The sequence below is a fragment of the Rahnella inusitata genome, from assembly GCF_965118895.1.
In the GTDB taxonomy this organism is placed as follows: Bacteria; Pseudomonadota; Gammaproteobacteria; order Enterobacterales; family Enterobacteriaceae; genus Rahnella; species Rahnella inusitata_A.
Window position 1 is genome coordinate 17854 of sequence record NZ_CBCPJJ010000001.1, and the last position, 19475, is coordinate 37328.

Annotated in this window: 19 protein-coding genes and 1 tRNA gene; 10 read left to right on the forward strand and 10 right to left on the reverse strand. The window is 48.3% G+C overall.

Going from position 1 to position 19475, the window contains the following annotated elements:
- Positions 1–61: 61 nt before the first annotated feature.
- Positions 62–1201: a D-alanyl-D-alanine-carboxypeptidase/endopeptidase AmpH gene (ampH, locus tag ACMHLI_RS00070; RefSeq protein WP_413527725.1), complete on the reverse strand. Its 1140-nt coding sequence runs from the start codon at positions 1199–1201 to the stop codon at positions 62–64.
- Positions 1202–1420: 219 nt separating this feature from the next.
- Here ampH and ACMHLI_RS00075 point away from each other — a divergent pair.
- Positions 1421–1505 (forward strand) — tRNA-Leu (locus ACMHLI_RS00075).
- An 80-nt stretch (positions 1506–1585) separates the two neighbouring features.
- Here the strand turns inward: ACMHLI_RS00075 and ACMHLI_RS00080 are convergent.
- The 4 genes from ACMHLI_RS00080 to ACMHLI_RS00095 form a co-directional block, all read right to left on the reverse strand.
- Positions 1586–1930 carry a DUF1294 domain-containing protein gene (locus tag ACMHLI_RS00080; protein ID WP_413527726.1) on the reverse strand — a complete coding sequence of 115 codons (345 nt, stop codon included), beginning with the start codon at positions 1928–1930 and terminating at the stop codon, positions 1586–1588.
- 16 nt (positions 1931–1946) lie between these two features.
- Positions 1947–2576 carry a DNA-binding protein gene (locus ACMHLI_RS00085; protein ID WP_413527727.1) on the reverse strand — a complete coding sequence of 210 codons (630 nt, stop codon included), beginning with the start codon at positions 2574–2576 and terminating at the stop codon, positions 1947–1949.
- Between the two features lie 368 nt (positions 2577–2944).
- A complete protein-coding gene (locus ACMHLI_RS00090; RefSeq protein ID WP_413527728.1) occupies positions 2945–3277 on the reverse strand; it encodes a hypothetical protein in 333 nt (110 codons plus the stop codon).
- 283 nt (positions 3278–3560) lie between these two features.
- Positions 3561–3728, reverse strand: a complete 168-nt coding sequence (locus ACMHLI_RS00095) for a hypothetical protein (protein WP_413527729.1) — start codon at positions 3726–3728, stop codon at positions 3561–3563.
- A gap of 560 nt (positions 3729–4288) precedes the next feature.
- Between ACMHLI_RS00095 and ACMHLI_RS00100 the strand changes: the two genes are divergently transcribed.
- The 6 genes from ACMHLI_RS00100 to ACMHLI_RS00125 all read left to right on the forward strand — a co-directional run bounded on the left by ACMHLI_RS00100 (position 4289) and on the right by ACMHLI_RS00125 (position 10148).
- A complete protein-coding gene (locus tag ACMHLI_RS00100) occupies positions 4289–5845 on the forward strand; it encodes a DNA cytosine methyltransferase (RefSeq protein WP_413527730.1) in 1557 nt (518 codons plus the stop codon).
- 61 nt (positions 5846–5906) lie between these two features.
- On the forward strand, positions 5907–6230 hold the full coding sequence (locus tag ACMHLI_RS00105) for a hypothetical protein (protein WP_413527731.1): 324 nt from the start codon (positions 5907–5909) through the stop codon (positions 6228–6230).
- A 263-nt stretch (positions 6231–6493) separates the two neighbouring features.
- Positions 6494–7831 (forward strand): hypothetical protein, encoded by a 1338-nt coding sequence (locus ACMHLI_RS00110; protein ID WP_413527732.1) that lies wholly within the window; start codon positions 6494–6496, stop codon positions 7829–7831.
- A complete protein-coding gene (locus ACMHLI_RS00115; RefSeq protein ID WP_413527733.1) occupies positions 7828–8670 on the forward strand; it encodes a hypothetical protein in 843 nt (280 codons plus the stop codon). Before ACMHLI_RS00110 ends, ACMHLI_RS00115 begins: the two co-directional genes overlap by 4 nt.
- A complete protein-coding gene (locus ACMHLI_RS00120) occupies positions 8660–9412 on the forward strand; it encodes a DUF6339 family protein (RefSeq protein ID WP_413527734.1) in 753 nt (250 codons plus the stop codon). Before ACMHLI_RS00115 ends, ACMHLI_RS00120 begins: the two co-directional genes overlap by 11 nt.
- A gap of 268 nt (positions 9413–9680) precedes the next feature.
- Positions 9681–10148 (forward strand): very short patch repair endonuclease, encoded by a 468-nt coding sequence (locus tag ACMHLI_RS00125; protein ID WP_413527735.1) that lies wholly within the window; start codon positions 9681–9683, stop codon positions 10146–10148.
- 10 nt (positions 10149–10158) lie between these two features.
- Here ACMHLI_RS00125 and alsS read toward each other — a convergent pair whose 3' ends face one another.
- Positions 10159–11835, reverse strand: coding sequence for an acetolactate synthase AlsS (alsS, locus tag ACMHLI_RS00130; protein ID WP_413527736.1), 1677 nt, complete (start codon positions 11833–11835; stop codon positions 10159–10161).
- Between the two features lie 28 nt (positions 11836–11863).
- Positions 11864–12646 (reverse strand): acetolactate decarboxylase, encoded by a 783-nt coding sequence (budA, locus tag ACMHLI_RS00135; RefSeq protein WP_413527737.1) that lies wholly within the window; start codon positions 12644–12646, stop codon positions 11864–11866.
- Positions 12647–12749: 103 nt separating this feature from the next.
- Between budA and ACMHLI_RS00140 the strand changes: the two genes are divergently transcribed.
- Positions 12750–13622, forward strand: coding sequence for a LysR family transcriptional regulator (locus ACMHLI_RS00140; protein ID WP_413527738.1), 873 nt, complete (start codon positions 12750–12752; stop codon positions 13620–13622).
- A gap of 48 nt (positions 13623–13670) precedes the next feature.
- On the opposite strand, the gene ACMHLI_RS00145 is transcribed toward ACMHLI_RS00140, so the two are convergent.
- From ACMHLI_RS00145 to ACMHLI_RS00155, 3 genes are read right to left on the reverse strand one after another with little or no spacing between them, the layout of a single operon-like run.
- Positions 13671–14168 carry an OmpA family protein gene (locus tag ACMHLI_RS00145; protein ID WP_413527739.1) on the reverse strand — a complete coding sequence of 166 codons (498 nt, stop codon included), beginning with the start codon at positions 14166–14168 and terminating at the stop codon, positions 13671–13673.
- 15 nt (positions 14169–14183) lie between these two features.
- Positions 14184–15464, reverse strand: coding sequence for a diguanylate cyclase domain-containing protein (locus ACMHLI_RS00150; RefSeq protein ID WP_413527740.1), 1281 nt, complete (start codon positions 15462–15464; stop codon positions 14184–14186).
- 2 nt (positions 15465–15466) lie between these two features.
- Entirely contained in the window at positions 15467–16195 is a 729-nt protein-coding gene (locus ACMHLI_RS00155) for a YfiR family protein (protein ID WP_413527741.1), read from the reverse strand.
- A 445-nt stretch (positions 16196–16640) separates the two neighbouring features.
- On the opposite strand from ACMHLI_RS00155, the gene ACMHLI_RS00160 reads away from it, so the two are divergent.
- Positions 16641–17924 (forward strand): HAAAP family serine/threonine permease, encoded by a 1284-nt coding sequence (locus ACMHLI_RS00160; RefSeq protein ID WP_413527742.1) that lies wholly within the window; start codon positions 16641–16643, stop codon positions 17922–17924.
- A 104-nt stretch (positions 17925–18028) separates the two neighbouring features.
- Entirely contained in the window at positions 18029–19396 is a 1368-nt protein-coding gene (locus tag ACMHLI_RS00165) for an L-serine ammonia-lyase (RefSeq protein ID WP_413527743.1), read from the forward strand.
- The last annotated feature ends 79 nt before the right edge of the window (positions 19397–19475 follow it).

The window sequence follows — 19475 nt, forward strand, 5'->3', positions numbered from 1 at the left end:
CAGAAACAAAAAAGCAGGCTGAGCCTGCTTTTTTTACGTCTGTCTGTTGGCATCTGAGCTGTCAGATTTCGTTATTTCTCACCAGCTCAGCGACCAGATCGTTCACGCCATCGCTCATGTTTTTGAACTTGGTCAGTTCGCTGCGGGTGACCACCACGAACACGCCGATACCGCGTTGCGGTACCATCGCGACATAAGTAATAAAGCCACCGCCGCCACCGGTTTTCTGGATGATGCGCGGCAACAGCGGCGTCGGTGCCATCGTTACCCAGCCCATACCCAGCGAATCGGCCATGCCCGGTACGTCCATGCCTTTCAGCGACACTAAATCTGAACGTTTGTAGTACATCTTCTGCGCCATTTCGGCGGTGGTGGTGCGCTGCCCGAGGAACTGGCGCATCCAGCGGCCCATGTCGGCTGGCGTGGAATACAGGCCGCCGCTGCCCGCTGCGGCGAGGGTATTGATACAAGGGCTTGGACGCAGGCCGACCATCAGCCGCGAACACTGGCTCGCGTTAGGCGTCAGCGTGGTATCGGTCATGCCCAGCGGCTGGGTAATCTGTTCGCGCAGCAGCTGCGGATACGGTTTATTCGCCGCTTTTGATAACGCATCGGAAAGCAGGTCAAACGCCAGATTCGAATAAGATGCGCGGGCACCCGGTGGCACGGTCAGTTTAGCGACGCTCAGCCAGTTCCAGCGATCGCTTTTGGTCGGCCAGGTAAAGACATTACGGTGTGCAACGCCGCCCGGCTGCTCACGCGGCAGGCCGCTGGTGTGCGTCGCCAGATTCAGCAGCGTGATCGGATTGGTGCCGCTGTAACTCGGCACTCGGGCGCCCGCTGGCGCGTACTTGCGCAGCGGGTCATTAATGCTGACTTTGCCCTGCTGCGCCATTTTGACCAAGACTTCGCTGGTGATGAGTTTGGTCAGCGAGGCGATACGCACCACGGAGTCTTCACGCGGACGCACATCGGAACCGGGGCGGGTTTCGCCGAAACTGCGGAAAACCTGCTGGTTGTTATCCACCACCACCAGCGCCATTCCCATTGCGCCGCTGCCGTAAAAAATGTGTTCTGCATGGTCATCCACGACCTGCGACGCCAGACGCGCATTTTGCTGCGCGTGGCTCCATAAAGGCGTACTGGCAAAGGCCAGCGAGAGGAGCGAAAGAGAGATTTTTTTCAACAAGCGGATATCCATCAACAGGCCATTAACGATTCGTAATTTGTATATTAATGCGAAGTTTCTGAAACGGCATGGGAAAAAAGCGCTCAATCCAAAGATATTTGTCAGCAAAACCTCCTCGCAATGCGGCCAATGCCTGTTTTTTCAACACTTAAACCGAACAAGGTGGGATAACTATTGCGTGACCTGCTGGGCTGGGTATAATGCCCACGTTTTCCGCATACTACTTTCTGTGCCGAAGTGGCGAAATCGGTAGACGCAGTTGACTCAAAATCAACCGCCGCAAGGCGTGCCGGTTCGATTCCGGCCTTCGGCACCATTAGTATGTAAATAGACCTCAACTGAGGTCTTTTTTTATGCCTAAAATCCAGTCCCCGCGATAGCTGAATTTCCCCGCCTTTATTCCCTTAAATATAAATTCAGCCAGCACCCAGCTACTACGATCATAAAATTCAACACCACAGTGATGGCGAAGTAAGTTTTAAACGGCTGCTTTTGCGTTTTATGCCGAAACAGCTGCTGGCCGAAAATTGCGCCAATCCAGCCACCCACAAAACCAAATAGCAGTAAGGTAAATTCCGGTATTCTGTGCCTGGCTTTACTGGCGGCCCTTTTGTCTACACCGTATAAAGCCAGTGTGAGAAGGTTGATGATTAAAAACCACATCACAAACGGATGAGGTAAGCATGCACTGCCAATTGCGGAAAATGCCAAAAGAAGATAACCAAACTGCTTAAAATTCATATGACTGCCCGAGTATCTACGCCTTCAGTCTGTACGATGAAATACGCCTTACCGTTTCCGTCAGGGTATCAAAGACTTCTATTTCAGATGTGACTATAACCATGCCCGCTTTTCTCAGTACCGACACATCGGCGGCGATACGCTGAATACTCAGCCAGAAAAGACCATCCAGCGCATTGATCTCCAAGCCGGAGGCCAGGGCTAACCGGAGACGCTCGCGGGGTTCTTTGGTCTGTTTGGCAATTTCCAGATAAGGTGCCGCCGTGGGGCCCGAAGGTTCTACCCGCTGAATGCGGTTTGAAAAGCGATAACGAAACGAGTCAGGGGCTTTGCTGAGATCGGTTGTCAGGCTGTAAACACAACCACGATTCTTGCCGTTAATCGTCACGGATTTCTGGTTAATAGATAGCTCTTCCCGCAGGCGGTCAATTAACTGGGGAGAGCGGATGAGCAACAGACGAAAAGGAAGTTCAAAGCTGGTGACGTAATCGACATTAAGCAGGGCAATTCGCAGGCGTTCTTCACTTCCAGCTTTTTGCTGCAAACATTCCCCGGCGACTTCCGCCCACTGACGGGTAATACGGGGCGACTCCCCGATGTCTGAAAAAACGTACTTTTCGATTTGATAATCAATGCGCTTCACCACAGCATTTCTCTCCGTTGCCCAGTACGCTCGCTGGCCAGTGTAACCACGGAACGTCTCAGCAGAAAGTGCATTATTATCTGATGTGTGGTGCCATCGTCTCCGCCGATAGCCATAAGTGTTACTGCAAAGATTATGAGCTCAGCAAGTGACATGTTGCTGAGCGACATTTCTCAGGTCTGCCGCCGGTTCACCTCATTACAGCCGGATACGATCTGCTGTGTGATGAGGGGGATGCGCTGTTACCCGCCTGACTGAACAGGGCGTTAGTGGCAGCGCCCGGCGCTATCTTGGTGTGATCCACTGCTTCTTCCAGCCTGGAGGCATCAGCCCGGCGGCGCGCAATCTGATGCAGGATATTGCCCTTCAACTCAGTACATCGGATAAGCCGTAATCTTTCTGGTTTTCGCCAGACCATTATTGGCCTTCTCACACAATTCAAACAGCGCAGGGATGAGGTGGGCTGAGGCCTTCAGAAACCCACTAACCTGCGCGATGCCCTCCGGCGGCAGCGTCTCGCAGTTCTCCAGCCCTTCGCTCAGGCATAGCAATCCCTGGCACAGTCCTTCGGCGGATTCAGTGGCCAGCGCACCGAGATCGTAAAGTTGCGCTTCAGCGAAGTTGCCCAAATCCAGCTCGGCAATGAGTGAGCGGAATACGGTGATGGAGTTGGCTGTAAAAGCGGTGTTGTCTGTATCAGTCATGATGATCATTCCATTGTCAGTGAGTTGAAATCCCATTTCCGGCAGGGATGTTGCCGCTGCGAAGTGACTCTATCCCTGTTGATGCACCAAAGAAATGACCTGTATGTATTTACAGTATTTTGTTGTGAAAAATGGAAGGTATCTCGCAAAATTTGTGGAGGGAGTGAGCTTTACCCAATGTCAGCGCGAACGGGAAGGGGGGAAACTATGAATGGAAAGTATGTAGATATAGCGTCATTAAGCCAGCGCGCCTGCGCTGGCTTGTTTTTACGACAATCTGTGATTAATGCGCCAGCGCCTGATTCAGCACTTCCAGCCGTTCACAAAGAATATAGCTCAGCAGGTCTTTCGCCTGCGGATTATCAAGCGTCACAATCGCATAAGACAGTGCACGGCAGTGATCGACGATCTCTTCCAGTTCCAGCGGGGTATTGTCGTAAAGGGTTGGCATTTTGAGTACTCCAGATTTGCTACTACTAGAGACGCTAACCTCGGGGTGGTAGCTCAAACAGCGTTAGCGTTACCGGTTTTCTGGATCCGGTGCTTCATGAGAAGCCACTGCCTGAGCCACCATTAATTGGGCGTGTTCAGACCGTACCACATTTCCCATTTTTACATAGGGTTGTAGGTACCAGAAAATGATGGAACGCTAATTCCGGCAGCGGATTTTGCCGCAGCGATGGGAGTCTAATACGTGGAGATTTGTACAGTAAGTGGTTTTTTTAGGCAACTTTCGTTCTTGCGAGATGTCTTGGGAAAGAAGATGTAACGCATCCTCAATATGTTTCCTAGAAAAACATTATTTCCATCGTGCCTGGTGCAGTTCCTTACGTTTAGTTATTCTTCATGCAAGAGTGAAAAGTATAAAAATTTCGAATGATACGTGTGTTTTCTCGTGGAACCCCATGGGAGAATTTTACATCATTTCATTATGCTGTTTTTATGTACAGTTGTAGCGGTTCAACATACTAGCCGCTGCTTACGCAATTCTGAGGTTGAATATTTTCATTTATGTCTAAATCTATTGGTGTGGTTGATCTCTTTGCAGGGCCTGGCGGGTTAGCTGAGGGTTTTGCATCTTACAAAGACGAGAACGGTAATCATCCTTTTAAGATATGTATATCTATCGAGAAAGAGTCTTCAGCCCATTCGACACTGTTACTACGTAGCTTTCTGAGGAAATTCGAGGACGGTTATCCTGACGAGTACTATAGTTTTTTAAATCAGGAAATTACTGAGCCTGAATGGAACAAAATTTATCCAAAAAAGTGGCAAGAGGCTTGTGCAGAAGCCAAATGCATGGAGCTGGGCAAGCCAGAAACTACGGAATATTTAACCAATAAAATTAATGCGATAAAACAAGATTTTGGTAAGGATACAATCGTTATTGGGGGGCCACCTTGTCAGGCATACTCTTTAGTAGGGCGTGCCCGGAATGCTGGAAATATTGATTATGTTCCCCAAGAGGATCATAGGCATTTTCTTTATAAAGAATATGTTGCGGTACTTAACACATTAGAACCTGCTGTCTTTATCATGGAAAATGTCAAGGGTATGCTGTCATCTGCGATTAAAGGAGATCGGGTGTTTTTACAGGTGATGGCTGATTTGAGAAGTGCGGCTGGAGAAGAAAGCTATAAATTATTTGCTTTATCCCCTAAAGGAGTAAGTCAAATTACCGATAGTAATCCTGAACCTTCTGATTTTATTATCAGAACAGAGGACCATGGAGTACCTCAAGCGCGTCATAGGGTAATAATAGTCGGCATCAGAAAGGATGTAGCTAAAGGATTACCAAATGACTTTAAGTTAGAAATGCCGGAATCTAAAAATGTTGTTTCTGTTCATGATGTTATAGGTAATATGCCAAGGTTGAGAAGTGGCTTAAGCAAACGAGCTGATTCGCCGGAGGCTTGGTTAGAAGTTGTTAATCAGAGTGTACAAGTAATACTTCCAGCACTAAGTAATTATACTGAAGAGGAAAAAGCTGAGTTCACATCGATTCTCGAAAACTGTGTTACAGAACTTGTCTTGGACGAATTACCACCGCGGCGTAGCTCACGATTTAAACGATCTATGAATAAAAGTTGCCCTAAGAAATTATGTGACTGGTTAAGCGATAGCAAACTTCATCATCTACCTAATAATGAAACGAGAGGACACATGGAAAGTGATCTTGCTAGGTATATTTTTGCTGCAACATTTGGGAAGGTTTTCAAGCGTTCACCCAAGGCATCAGAGTATCCTGAAGCACTGGCGCCAAACCATAAAAATTGGAAAAGTGGAAAGTTTGCAGATAGGTTCCGTGTGCAAATTGAAGGAAAACCGTCTACAACAATTACCAGTCATATATCTAAAGATGGCCATTACTTTATACATCCGGATCCTCGACAGTGCCGTAGTTTGACAGTCAGGGAGGCCGCAAGGTTGCAGACGTTCCCCGACAACTATTTTTTTAAAGGTAATAGGACTCAGCAATATGTACAGGTTGGCAATGCTGTCCCTCCATTTTTTGCAAGTCAGATAGCAGAAGCTGTCTCGAGAATAATATTCAAAGTTATAAATTAAAATATTATATTACGGCTTTAATTAACTTGATATTTTACACACAGCATGTGAGGTGAGGAACGTGAAATTAAAATGGAAGTTTTTAGATAATCAAGCCAATGAAAATGAAGGGCTAGCTAACTCTGGCATAGAAACTTTTCGCAGCGCGCCATATTCATCGATTGCACGTGAATGTGGTCAAAACAGCATCGATGCTTCGAGTGATAATAAAAATCCCATCAGCCTTAAATTTGAAAAAATCACTGTTCCAATAATAGAAATACCTGATATTAAAAGTCTGAAAACAACTATTGATCATTGCCTTGAAAAGGCTAAGAAGTCTAATGTTAATAAGGAGTTGGTTTTTTTTGAGAATGCAAAAAAATACTTGAAAAAAATGAAATAAATGTTTTAAAAATAACTGATAGCGGTACTACAGGTATTGTTGGTCCATGTGAAGAAGGGACTCCGTACTATGCATTAGTTAGGTCAACCGGAGTTAGTGAAAAGCAAAACGATACAGCTGGTGGTTCCTTTGGTATAGGAAAAAATGCTACTTTTGCTATGTCCGCGCTGAGAACAGTTTTCTATAGCACAAAATACGTAATAAATAATGAAACACAATTTTTGTGCCAAGGGAAATCACTTCTTATCTCTCACGAAGATGGTATGAAAGCAAAACTAAGGGGGACAGGATATTGTAGCGCTGATGATCATTATAACCCTGCTGAAAATGAAGAGGAAATTCCTTCGTGGCTGCGAGTTGGTGACATTGGTGCCTCAATTTCAGTTGTCGGGTTTCAAGATGATGAGCACTGGGAAGAGCGAGTTGCAGAATCACTTATTAGAAACTTTTTTTCATCGATAAATAACGAGTCTGTGATATTTGATGTTAATGGTAAGTATCTTTTAAATAAATTAAATTTAAAGAGTTTATTCGAAAATAAAAAAATATCAAATGCTGATGAAATATCCGGAAGTGAAGGTTTTTGTTTTAGTTATTCATTATACAGATGCTTGGTTTCCGAGCATTCAAAAGTATTTAAACGAGACATAGATGGTTTTGGTCGATTTAAACTAAATATTCTTGTAGAGGATGGTTTGGAAAAAAAAGTTGGCTTTATACGTAACGGTATGTATATAACAAACGAGTTGTCAAATTTTAAAGATAAGTTGAAGCGTTTTCCCGCATTAAAGGATTTTGTAGCAGTGATTGAACCGATCAATGATCTTTCAATCTCTGCGCTTAGGTCTGTAGAAAACCCTAAACATGATGAGTTTTCACCGTCGAGAATTGATGACCCCAATAAACAAAAGGCTATAATTAAAAAGTTTGGTATTTTAAGTGACTGGGCTAAACAGGCAATAAAAGATCTTACTACTCCCGAACCAAAAGAAGAGGATTTAATTAGTGAGCTTAATGATTTTTTTTCAATGCCTGGCCAGTCAGATTTGATTGATAGCGATAAAGGTGAAAATAATCCAGAAACAGTTTCTGTTGAAAAAATAAAAGTCAAAGTCTCATCAGTAAATGATTCTTCGAACCAAAATAGCGATTTTGATGACACTGATGCGAGTGAAGGGGAGGGGGATAACTTCAGGCAAGGACATGGGAAAAATACAAATGAGGGAGGTCCATATAATAGAGGTGGTTATGGGGGGGGTAAAACAACACCCACAAATAAAGAAAAATCAAATGATAAGAAAGAAAAAGGTGTCGTAAAATACTTTGAATTAAGAACCATTATTGGAGATTCAGCTAGTAATAGAATAATATATTTAACTCCAGCCGAGACTGTTTTGGCGCAGTTAAGGATTTTTACACCTGGGTTGTCTAAGAAAGAAGAGTTAAGTATTAAAGATGTTCATGATAGTAGGTTTATAGGAGGGTATTATTATATACAATTAAATTCTGGTGTGAGAAGTTTAATTAATCTAACTTTTACAACTGAGTATGATGGTCCAATTATTGTAAAGTTGTTAAAGGATAAGGGGGATGCAAAATGAAATATAATGAAGATATGCGTTTCACTCATCCGGTACTGGGGCCAATGACTTCGGATTATAAAGACGCCGTATTTGAGCTTAACGAAATAATTATTGAGGAGAAAAGACCAACTTGGGAAATTGATTTAAGTGGTTTTTTATATATAAAACAACCAGATATTGAGAGGTTAATTTCTGATGGTGAGGCTGGATGCTATTTATACATTTCGTGCGGAGAGACATACTACTCCTCATATGTAGGAATAAATCCTATGAATTGGTGGGTAACTATTCCTCCAGGTTTAGTTAGAGGGCGTGTTCTAATAAGGCCTGTTGTAAATTTACTTCATAATAATGTGCAAATACCTGATGTAAATGTAAATGATGAGTTTGGTCGTAACATTTCTTTACCCCACGGCAAACCAATCGCAATTGGGGCAGCATCAAGTTTTAATGCTGGCTATAAAAAACTTATACCAATGGAATCAATTTTCAAATTAATCAAGAGTAAAGATACTAAAAGTGGCTCATTTGAAATAAATTACTCAGGTCAAAGTGTAGATATTTATGTTGGTGTTGAACTTCATAAAATAATATCTGACCTTAGGGTTAATAAAATCACTCGTGATATTTTATTATCCAGTGTTTATCTTCCTTGTATTGTAGAGCTTCTTGTTGAAATGAATGATGATGAATTTTCAGAAATGCGATGGTTTCAAGTGCTAAAGGCTAAGTGCGAATCACATGGCATTAATTATAAAAAGAAAAGTGATTTTTTAAAAAATGCTCAAATACTTCTGAATGAGCCAGTGGCATTATTGAAGCAGTCACTAAAAGGGATTAATAATTATGGCGATTAATAAGGTGAAATATGTTGGCCAAGACTTTATAGATGACTTGTATAGCAATATATCTGTAAATATTGACCGCTATATTGATAATGATTTGGATTTTTCCGACTACGTTAAGAAAGGGAATTGGGATATTCCATTGTCTGTTGATTATGATCCCGATGTTTTATCTCAGCTAAATTTTGATAAAAGTGAGGCAGAGAACTCTAAAATTGTCTGGGCAGCACTAAAAAATCTTACACCTTCTTTAGCCTGTGAAGAGAGAATTTGGGTGCGGTTTACACATGGTGAATGCTTGGATTTTTGTCGAAAAAGATGGCCTGTTGGAAAAATAATAAGTGAGAAAAGAGAATCACATATAAAAAAACATTTCTTTGCATCTTCAATGACTGGATGGAGGGATGATAATGCAGTATCAAGATTATGGTGGAATGGTTGGATTGCAAGCCAATTTTCAGCTGATAATTTTAGTGTTGCTTTAGATGTTATCCTACGTACGGCTGATATCAGAAGTAACTTGATAGAGCGACCATGGATGTTTAGACGACAAGCGCTTTCAAATGGTATAATAAACTTCTTGCAGAATAAGTTTGTTTCTTCTGAAAACTTACGAGAGGATAGATTTCGAGCTTTTAGCGTTACGTTAAATCTCCGCGGCGCTGGTATTGTCTTTGAATCTATGAGTGAGCAACAAATACAGGGTTTTTTATCCGATTGCTACCATATTTCGCAATCTAATTTTGATGAGTAATGCTATCTATGACCATGATCTTTTGATGAAAGATTATGGTCAGGTTTTCTTTTATGTGAAAATTTTCATTTAAGTGTTAACTGTTTTATTGAAAGTTTATTGGATGCTATGATTATTTCAATGAAGTGTCTATATTATTTATTTAAATGACTTAATGACGCTATTTAGTAATAATTTTTTTAGTGAAAACTTCGGACAATAAAGTTTGCAAATTATAAATACTATATATCTCCCATTCTAATTAAAAGATGTCTTTTGTGAGTCCCCTATGACAGACGTCCACTCCAAAGCTATTCGCAGCAAAAACATGGCCGCGATTAAGAATCGCGGCACTAAACCGGAGAGGATGTTACTGCATCTTCTCCGGAAGCGGGGCTATTCGCCTCTTCTGAACGTCAAAGAACTGCCGGGAACACCAGACCTGGTTTTACCTGAGTATGGTGTTGTCATCTTCGTTCATGGTTGCTTCTGGCATGGTCACGAAAACTGTAAGTATTTCCGGTTGCCCGCTACACGTCCTGAATTCTGGCTGAACAAGATTATGCTCTCCAGGCAAAGAGACAGAGAATGTATCAGCCAGCTTTTAGCTGAAAACTACAGGGTCGCAATATTCTGGGAATGTAGTCTCAGGAGCCTCCCCCAACACATGCTCAATTTCATGCTATCCGGGTTTGATGCTTGGATTCATGATGCATCTGCAAATCGTATTGAATTTTCCTCCGCTACAGTTTCCTGAATTCTCCCCCCTAAAACATCTCCCCCAAATTCAACTGTCCCATCAGCAACGCATTATCACTGTAGTCCACCGGTACGGCGACGACGGCGGGGCCTTGTACGTCCATGGCGGCGCGCAGGGTGCTTTCCAGCGTGTCGGCGGAGGTGACGGCAAAACCTTTCGCGCCGAAGGCGTCGGCATAGGCTTTGAAATCTATCGGGCCGAACTGGATGCCGGAGGTGCGTTGGTATTTTTTCTGTTCCTGAATCGCCACCATGTTGTAGGCCTCATCGACCCAGATGATATGCAGCAGATTCACCCCGAGGCGGACGGCGGTTTCCAGCTCCATGCTCGATTGCATAAATCCGCCGTCGCCGGAAACTGACACCACTTTGCGGCCAGGATCGACCAGCGCCGCGCCAATCGCCCACGGCAGGGCGACGCCCATGGTCTGCTGGCCGTTGGAAATCAGCACCTGACGCGCGCGGAAGCTGTAAAGGTAGCGGGCGATCCAGATGTGGAAACTGCCCATATCGACGCAAAGCGTGACGTCGCTGTTGACGATATCCTGCATCGCGCGCACCAGGCGCAGCGGGTGGATCGCAAACTGGTTCAGGCTGCGGCCTTTCTGGTCTAACAGCGCGCGCTGCTGGCGGCGGTCTTCCAGAATATCGATCGACGCCGGGCTGAGATCGATACGCTGGTGAATTTGTTCGGTCAGCAAATCCAGAGTATCGGCGATGTCGCCCACCAGCTCGACGTCCGGCAGATAGTCACTGTCGGTCTCGGCGGGTACCACGTCGATATGAACCAGCTCGGCGTTGTCGTTACTCCACTGCGCCGGTTCGTACTCGACCGGGCTGTAACCGATGGTGATCACCAGATCGGCGTTGCGCAGCAGGCGGTCACCGGCCTGATTGTTGAACAGACCGACGCGGCCGGCGAAACGGTGGAATGACGCCTGGTCGATAACCCCTGCGGCCTGATAGGTGCTGGTGACCGGCAGATCGCTTTTATGCAGCAACCGGCGGATGGCCTCGGCGTTACGCGGCTGGCTGGCCATCAGGCCGAGCAACAGCACCGGATTTTTGGCCTGCCGCAAAAGGCGCGCGACCTGCAAGATTGCATCGTGCGGCGCGCTGCCCAGTACCGGCGCCTGTGAGGTCAGGAGTTTACCGCTAGCCGGTTCGTTGACGATGTCCATCGGCAGGCTGATGAAGGCCGCACCGGGGCGACCAAACTCGGCGGCGCGAAAGCCGTTTGCCAGCACTTCGGCCAGCGCCGAAGGGGAGGTGACTTCGGCTGAATACTTGGTGACCGGGCGGAACATCGCCACGGTGTCCATGGTCTGGTGAACCTGTTTCACATGATCTGCGCGTTTCACCGCGCCGCCGAGCGCCACCAGCGGATCGCCTTCTGAAGTCGCGGTGGCGACGCCGGTGATCAGGTTCGAACAACCGGGGCCGGAGGTGACCAGCGCGACGCCCGCTTTGCCGGTCAGGCGGCCGACGGCTCCGGCCATAAAGGCGGCGTTGGCTTCGTGGCGCACCGGGACCAGCGTGATATTGGAGTCGAGCAGGGAGTCGAAAACGCGGTCGATTTTGGCGCCGGGAATGCCGAAGACGTGTTTAACGCCCTGCGCTTCAAGCTGTGCGACCACCAGATCTGCACCGCAGTTCCATTCGGTTTTACTGTCTGAATTTTTCATGTTGTCACTCCTTCGCGATGTACGGTGATTAGCTTTCAACAGACTGGATGGCGTCGTTCAAATCGTCCGGGCATAAATTGGCGTGCAGGAAATCGCTGTCCTGCGGGAAGTCGATCAGCAGTTTTTCGACCGAGCCAAACGTCAGCGTGCCGCTCTCGACCTGATAATCCAGCACGTGCCCGCCGCTGCTGCGTTCCTGATTAATAAAGTGTTCGTGATATCCCGCGACGTTGATGCCCTGCATATACGCCGGGGTCAGAAAGCCAATCAGCACGCCCTGACTGTGTTCGATGTGGTAGGTCGGCTGGGCTTCGATGGCTTCGAGCATCGGTTTATAAGGGCGGTGTTGTTCGGGCACGGTGCGGGTCTCGACGCGGCTGAACGTCCCGTCGATGCGCAGCGCGCAGAAGGTGTTCTGGCTGGCGACTACGTTGTCGATCACCTTATGGATCTGCTCGCGGCTGTGCGGGCGATCGATGCGGTATTCATTTGTGGGATTGAAAAATGTCATCACGGCGAACGGCGTTTTTTGATCCGGGCTGGCGCGTCGTGCGGTGCCGTCGCCGCGCAGCTGGAAGATGTTGTTGTTGAACGCAATCAGCTCGCCGTCAAGATGATTAAAGGTGCCGAGACCGAAATCACCGTGTTTGAGCAGATCGGCCATGGTGGTCTCACCTTCGTACACGCCGCTCAGCAGTGCGCTCATCAGCGAAGACTGATAGAGCACGCGCTCAGGATGCTGTTGCTTAAACGCCGTGGCCGTACGGGCGATATCGGCGACGCAGGAACAGGAATCAGAATGGTTTTTCATGCAGAGCTCCGCAGTGGAATGGTTAACTTAGCTAACTAAAGGTTGACGCCATTCCGCCCGGAGTTCCAATATGAGGAGGTGTTCACTTTGAGACGTTTTTGATATGGAACTTCGTCATCTGCGCTACTTTGTCGCGGTGGCAGAGACGGGACACTTCACCCGTGCTGCCGAACAACTGGGCATCTCTCAGCCTCCTCTTAGCCAGCAAATACAGCGGCTTGAACATGAAATCGGAACCCCTTTACTCAAACGCCTGACCCGCGGCGTCGAGCTGACCGAAGCCGGAAAAGTACTGTACGACGACGCCCTGAACATCATCAAACTCACCGATGCTGCCCTCGAGCGTACCCGTGCGGTGGCGCGTGGCATGAACGGCACGCTGCGCATCGGTTTTGCGAACTCGACCGCATTTAACCCGCAAGTATTTGCCCTGCTGCACCGCTTTCGGGATAAATATCCGGGCATGGTGATGGAGCCGCAGGAAAAGGATATGGCCGGGCTGATGACGGCGCTGGGCGAAGGTGTACTCGACGTGGCGTTTATCCGCCTGCCGTGCGAGCGCAGCAAAGCGTTCAGTTTTAAGGTGATGGATATCGAAGAAATGATGGTGGCACTGCCGAAAACACATCCGCTCAGTCAGGGTAAAGATGTCAGGCTGGCAGCGCTGCGGCATGACAATCTGATTACCTTCCCGCGCGACTTATCGCCGGGGCTGTACGATGCCGTCACTCAGGCCTGCAAAGAGGCCGGGTTCTCGCCGCGCTTCGGTCAGCAGTGTCCGCAAATTACGTCATCGCTGAGCATGGTGGCGACAGGTTTTGGCTACGCGCTGGTGCCTGCTTCATTGAGTAAGATTGATGAGAATAATGTGCGCTGTCTGCCCCTTGCCGGGCAAACACTGACGACGCAAATCGCCCTGGCCTGGCGTCGCACGGATAACTGCAAGGCCGCGCTGCATCTGGTGGGATTGTTATAAAAGGGGCGATAAGTGTTTTATCACCCCACATTCATCACATGACGCTATCTATACGACAATAATCACAGACACGCGGCGATTCTGCGCGCGGCCTTCCTGTGTTTTATTGCTGGCAACCGGCTGGCTCTGGCCTAATCCACGGGTGTGAATATTGGCGCGTGGCATGCCTGCCTTCGCAAAGGCGTCGGCGACGGTATTGGCGCGGCGTAATGAAAGATCGTTATTGTAGCTGGCGTCGCCGTAGTTATCGGTATGGCCGTCGAGGTTCACTTTGGTCAGGCCGACGTGCATCAGCTCGTTCGCCAGTTTTTCCACGGTCTGTTCACTTTCAGGTGACAGTCTGGCCTGATTGTTCCCGAACAGTACTTTCGCATCCAGGCCCAGTTCCCAGCCGGAAGCAGTCTGGGTGAAGCCATTTTTTTGCAGCACGGCGATCTGTTCCGGGGTCAGTCCGGCGGGTTTGGTCTGACAGGCGGCCAGCAATAAAATGCACAGTCCCATCGCGGCGAACTGGTACCAGGTTTTAAACGTTTTATACGGATGCATCGGGGTAAACTCCTTTTAGTCTTTCGTCACGAGGGTCAGCGGCATACCGGTTGAGACATGCCAGCAACTGCCGGATATTTTTTTCGAGCGGTACATAGCCTCATCGGCCTTTTCCAGTAACTCTTTAGCGCTGTTTGCCTGTGAAGGCGACAGCGCGATACCAATACTCAGTGAAACATCCAGCGTTTTGTTGTTGAGTAATATCACCGGCGTTTTCATGATCTCGACAATGCGTTCGGCAAAGGCCACCGACTCCGCCGTAGAGATCATCGGATCGAGCAGAATGGCGAACTCATCGCCGCCGAGGCGCGCCAGCACGTCGCCTTCACGCAGGATTTTCGACAGCCGTTCGCCAATCACCATCAGTACGCGGTCACCCGCGGCATGGCCCAGCGAGTCGTTAATCTCTTTAAAGTTATCGACATCAATAAACAGCAGCGCCAGTGACAGCGGCGGACGCATCGGATTGAAGCACTGATTCAGGGTATCTATAAAGAACGCGCGATTATGCAGACCCGTCAGGCCGTCGTGCAACGCCTTTTTGGTCAGCGAAACGTTCTCATTTTTCATGTGATTTTCCCAGGCCTCCAGCTCGGTCAGCAGGCTGTTGAAGTCCTGACTGAGCGTGTGCAGCTCGGCAATCGGCGCGGAAGGCACGCGCAAAGTGAACGAACGGTTAGCGCTCACTTCATGCGTCACGCGTGTAATATGGCCGAGTGCGTCGACGATGCCTTTTTGCATCCTTCGGGAGAAATAGAGCGCGACCAGCGCAGTCAGCACCAGACAGCCGAGCAGGCTGAGCACCGTTTCCAGCAGGAAGCCAAGCAGGCTGGTGCCGTTACCGGTGAGCCATACGGTACCTATCACTGAACCGGAGTGGATCACCGGCAGCGTGACCGGATCGGGAAAGGCGAGATGGCCGACGAACTGCCCGAGTTTGTCCCAGTTGCCTTCTACCGGACGCCGCCATTCTGCGAAGGTGTTACCCGCCGGGGTCAGAATTTTAGCCTGCGCGAAATCGCCACGGCTAGCGATAAACACCAGCGAATCGTGCGCGGCGGAGGCGTCGTTGAACACCAGCGCGGCTTCGGTGGTGTAACTGATCGCCCGCGCGGTGAGTTGTAAATTGCTTTCTGCGTGTGAACGCAGTGCCAGCAGGGCCAGCATTGTCAGCAAAAATCCCGCCAGTCCGATCGCCGTCAAAATCACAATCACATGGATGCGGTTCAGCGCTGCGCCCAGCGTCTTGCGCTGGCGTGGCTGTTCTACGTCAGGAACAGGAATATTATTTTCCATGGTCACTCCTTTTCCCTGGCAAGTTGTAATACGGCGGGATTTACCCGCACGCCGCTGCGTGACAGCGTATCCAGATTTAATTTGAATCCGGTATGTTGGGCGGTGATCACCAGACAAAATGCATTGAGCAATGCACAGGCGTCATCCTGTTCTCCAATAGTCAGAACTGCATGGCCGTCCAGCCGCTGATGTAAATCGGCCTGCTGCTCCGGCGTGGTGTTACCCGAATAAATGGCGTCACACTGCGTCGCCAGCATCGGGCTGTCGAAAGGGTAAGTCATCACGTTGAGCGGCCTGCCGGAGAAGGCACTGCCGTCGGGCGTGAGTTGCGCAGCATATTTCACTGGCGGAATGATGCACAGTCGCAGCGCGGTGGAAGTGGCTTGCCCCGGCGGCCAGCGGGAATAACTGAGGATACCGTTGACGGTTTGGGCAACGCTCGAATCTGGCGCCATATCATTATGAGTTTGCGCGGCGCTTGGGGTCAGCGGGGCTATCAGCAGAAGCATGAGCATGGCAAAGCCGTACGCAGCCCGAAATAACGAGCGGGTGTGCGTCTTCACTGACAGGCAAAAAGAATGTCGGGCTTTTCCCATTGGCTCGCTCTGCGTTTCATCCGGTTGAAATTGTTTCACCGGCGTAAGAATAACTTTATCGGCAATAGTTCTGAAAGCGTCAGTAAAAAATTTTTCCCCTTGTTGCAGCACAAATTTGTGGCGTTTTGTTGACACGGATCCAGGCTCTGCGCGGGAAACTGAAGAAGTATTAATGTAATAAGAATTCGCGCTGTTGTTTTATTGAGCAACGAGTCTCGGGGTGGAAGTGGATAAAAAAACCAACCTGTTTGTATTTCGACCGTTAATTAAATAATAATCACGGGGATAACAATTTATTACTAAAGAATAATGTTACCGGTCTCTCTTTTTCATGAAATTAAATTAGTGAAAATGTTAATGGATTGGAATTTAAAGGAATATTAAGCGGCTATTTTAGGATATTCGTGACCATGATCTCAATCTCAGGCGGTTACCCAGATTTTTATGCTACGGATAGGTATCATGCCCGCATTAATGGTATGTTTTATCCGTCAGGATGGTTTTTTTGATGACGGGTGCAGTGAAAAAACATCAACCATTCTGGGGAATGAAATATTTTATAATTAAGTAATGAGGGATTATGGATAACACAACTATCGGAACGCTGTCTAAACAGTCAGTAAGTTCCTGGCGTAAAACTGACACCATGTGGATGTTAGGCCTGTACGGAACGGCAATTGGTGCAGGGGTTCTATTCTTACCTATTAATGCCGGTATTGGCGGGTTAATACCGTTAATTATTATGGCAATTCTCGCATTCCCAATGACGTTTTTCGCTCACCGCGGATTAACCCGATTTGTTTTATCCGGGAAAAATGCCGGTGAAGATATTACCGAAGTTGTAGAAGAACATTTTGGTATTTCCGCCGGTAAGTTAATTACTCTGCTTTATTTCTTCGCCATTTACCCGATTCTTCTGGTGTATAGCGTCGCGATTACTAACACCGTTGAGAGCTTTATTACTCACCAGATGCACATGACTGCGCCACCTCGCGCCATTCTTTCTCTGGTGCTGTTGTTAGGCTTAATGACGCTGGTGCATTTCGGTCAGGATCTGATCGTCAAAGCGATGAGTATTTTGGTCTTCCCGTTCGTCGCCGTATTAATGGCGCTGGCGCTGTACCTGATCCCAAACTGGAACACCACGGTCTTCGAAAATGTCTCTTTGTCCGGTAACGGCGTAGGGCACGGCATGCTGATGACCTTGTGGCTGGTTATTCCGGTGATGGTGTTCTCCTTCAACCACTCGCCAATTATCTCTTCTTTCGCGGTCGCGAAACGCAAAGAGTACGGCGACGACGCTGAGAAAAAATGCTCACGCATTCTGGCATTTAGCCACATCATGATGGTGCTGACGGTGATGTTCTTCGTCTTCAGCTGCGTCCTGAGCCTGTCTCCGGCAGACCTGATGGAAGCCAAAGCGCAGAACGTTTCTATTCTGTCTTATTTAGCTAACCATTTCTCCAACCCGGTAATTGAATATATCGCACCGTTTATTGCTTTCATCGCGATTACTAAATCTTTCCTCGGCCATTATCTTGGCGCGCGTGAAGGTTTCAACGGCATGGTGATTAAATCACTGCGCAGCAAAGGGAAAACGATTCCATTACCTAAGCTGAATCGTTATACCGGTATTTTCATGTTAGTCACGGCCTGGGCGGTTGCTACTCTGAATCCAAGTATTCTGGGTATGATTGAAACCCTCGGTGGACCGATTATTGCGATGTTATTATTCCTGATGCCTATGTATGCCATTCGCAAAGTACCGGCGATGAGAAAATACAGCGGCCACATCAGTAATGTCTTCGTGGTAATTATGGGTCTGATTGCTATGTCAGCGATTGTATTCAGCCTGATCGGTTAATTAATAAAATATGTTAATACAGTGAGCGGAAAGAATCCGCTCACTGCTTTCTGCTACCTGTTTCTTATTCTTTCCCGTCATCCTATTCAGACATGGAGTCCACCGTGATCAGCGTCTTCGATATTTTCAAAATTGGTATTGGTCCTTCCAGTTCGCATACTGTTGGCCCGATGAAAGCCGGGAAAATATTTACTGATGAACTTATTTCTCTGGGTCATCTCGCACAGACCACCCGCGTGGTGGTAGACGTTTACGGGTCTTTATCGTTGACCGGTAAAGGTCACCATACCGATCTGGCCATTATTATGGGGCTGGCCGGCAATATGCCGGACGACGTTGATATCGATGCGATCCCGGCGTTTATCCGTCAGGTGGAAACCACCGGACGTCTGATGTTGGGCAAGGGCGCAAAAGAGGTGGATTTCCCGGCCGGTTCCGGCATGAATTTCCACACCAGCAATTTGCCGCTTCACGAAAATGGCATGTCGATCAGTGCCTTTAACGGCGACGAGCTGCTGTACACGCAAACCTATTATTCCATTGGCGGCGGCTTTATCGTCGAAGCCAGTAAATTCGGCCTGCAGGATGAAAACCCGGTAGTGCGTCCGTACCCGTTCCAGTCCGCCAGTGATTTGCAAAAGCATTGCATTGATACCGGCCTCTCGCTCTCGGCGCTGATGCTGCAAAACGAACTGGCGAGCCATTCCCGTGCACAAATCAGCGATCACTTCGCGGCAATCTGGAACGTGATGAGTGAAGGCATTACGCGCGGCATTCACACCGAAGGGCTGCTGCCCGGTCCGATGAAAATCAACCGCCGCGCCGCCGCGCTGCGCCGCATTCTGGTGACGCAGGATAAAAATAACGTCGATCCGATGGGCGTCGTGGACTGGATCAACATGTACGCGATGGCGGTGAACGAAGAAAATGCCGCGGGCGGCCGCGTGGTTACTGCGCCGACCAACGGCGCATGCGGGATTATTCCTGCGGTGCTGACCTACTACGATCAGTTTATCCGCCCGATAAGCCCTGATTCATACAGCCGTTTCTTCCTTGCCTCCGGCGCGGTCGGCATTCTGTTTAAAATGAACGCCTCGATTTCCGGCGCAGAAGTCGGTTGTCAGGGCGAAGTTGGCGTCGCCTGTTCGATGGCGGCGGCGGGTCTGACCGAACTGCTGGGCGGCAGCACCGCGCAGGTGTTTATGGCAGCGGAAATCGCTATGGAACATCATCTCGGGCTGACCTGCGATCCGCTGGCCGGACAAGTTCAGGTGCCGTGCATCGAACGCAATGCGATCTCTGCCGTGAAAGCGGTGAACGCCTCGCGCATGGCATTGCGCCGCACCAGCGAACCGCGCGTGTGCCTCGATAAAGTCATCGAAACCATGTACGAAACCGGCAAAGATATGAACTCCAAGTATCGCGAAACGTCCACTGGCGGCCTGGCAATTAAAGTCCTCGCCTGTAACTGATTCTTTCCTCTTCATTTCCGAAAAGGCGGGAAACCGCCTTTCTCGTCTCCTTCCCGATTTTTCTCCTGTGCTATGTTTT

What these genes read in the sequence shown, in the direction of transcription:
- budA (WP_413527737.1), bottom strand. Translation starts at nt 12,646, where the DNA reads ATGAAAAACCATTCTGATTCCTGTTCCTGCGTCGCCGATATCGCCCGT.
- ACMHLI_RS00150 (WP_413527740.1), bottom strand. Translation starts at nt 15,464, where the DNA reads ATGGAAAATAATATTCCTGTTCCTGACGTAGAACAGCCACGCCAGCGC.
- ACMHLI_RS00120 (WP_413527734.1), top strand. Translation starts at nt 8,660, where the DNA reads ATGGCGATTAATAAGGTGAAATATGTTGGCCAAGACTTTATAGATGAC.
- ACMHLI_RS00080 (WP_413527726.1), bottom strand. Translation starts at nt 1,930, where the DNA reads ATGAATTTTAAGCAGTTTGGTTATCTTCTTTTGGCATTTTCCGCAATT.
- ACMHLI_RS00115 (WP_413527733.1), top strand. Translation starts at nt 7,828, where the DNA reads ATGAAATATAATGAAGATATGCGTTTCACTCATCCGGTACTGGGGCCA.
- ACMHLI_RS00140 (WP_413527738.1), top strand. Translation starts at nt 12,750, where the DNA reads ATGGAACTTCGTCATCTGCGCTACTTTGTCGCGGTGGCAGAGACGGGA.
- ACMHLI_RS00160 (WP_413527742.1), top strand. Translation starts at nt 16,641, where the DNA reads ATGGATAACACAACTATCGGAACGCTGTCTAAACAGTCAGTAAGTTCC.
- alsS (WP_413527736.1), bottom strand. Translation starts at nt 11,835, where the DNA reads ATGAAAAATTCAGACAGTAAAACCGAATGGAACTGCGGTGCAGATCTG.
- ampH (WP_413527725.1), bottom strand. Translation starts at nt 1,201, where the DNA reads ATGGATATCCGCTTGTTGAAAAAAATCTCTCTTTCGCTCCTCTCGCTG.
- ACMHLI_RS00090 (WP_413527728.1), bottom strand. Translation starts at nt 3,277, where the DNA reads ATGACTGATACAGACAACACCGCTTTTACAGCCAACTCCATCACCGTA.
- ACMHLI_RS00100 (WP_413527730.1), top strand. Translation starts at nt 4,289, where the DNA reads ATGTCTAAATCTATTGGTGTGGTTGATCTCTTTGCAGGGCCTGGCGGG.
- ACMHLI_RS00145 (WP_413527739.1), bottom strand. Translation starts at nt 14,168, where the DNA reads ATGCATCCGTATAAAACGTTTAAAACCTGGTACCAGTTCGCCGCGATG.
- ACMHLI_RS00095 (WP_413527729.1), bottom strand. Translation starts at nt 3,728, where the DNA reads ATGCCAACCCTTTACGACAATACCCCGCTGGAACTGGAAGAGATCGTC.
- ACMHLI_RS00110 (WP_413527732.1), top strand. Translation starts at nt 6,494, where the DNA reads ATGAAAGCAAAACTAAGGGGGACAGGATATTGTAGCGCTGATGATCAT.
- ACMHLI_RS00125 (WP_413527735.1), top strand. Translation starts at nt 9,681, where the DNA reads ATGACAGACGTCCACTCCAAAGCTATTCGCAGCAAAAACATGGCCGCG.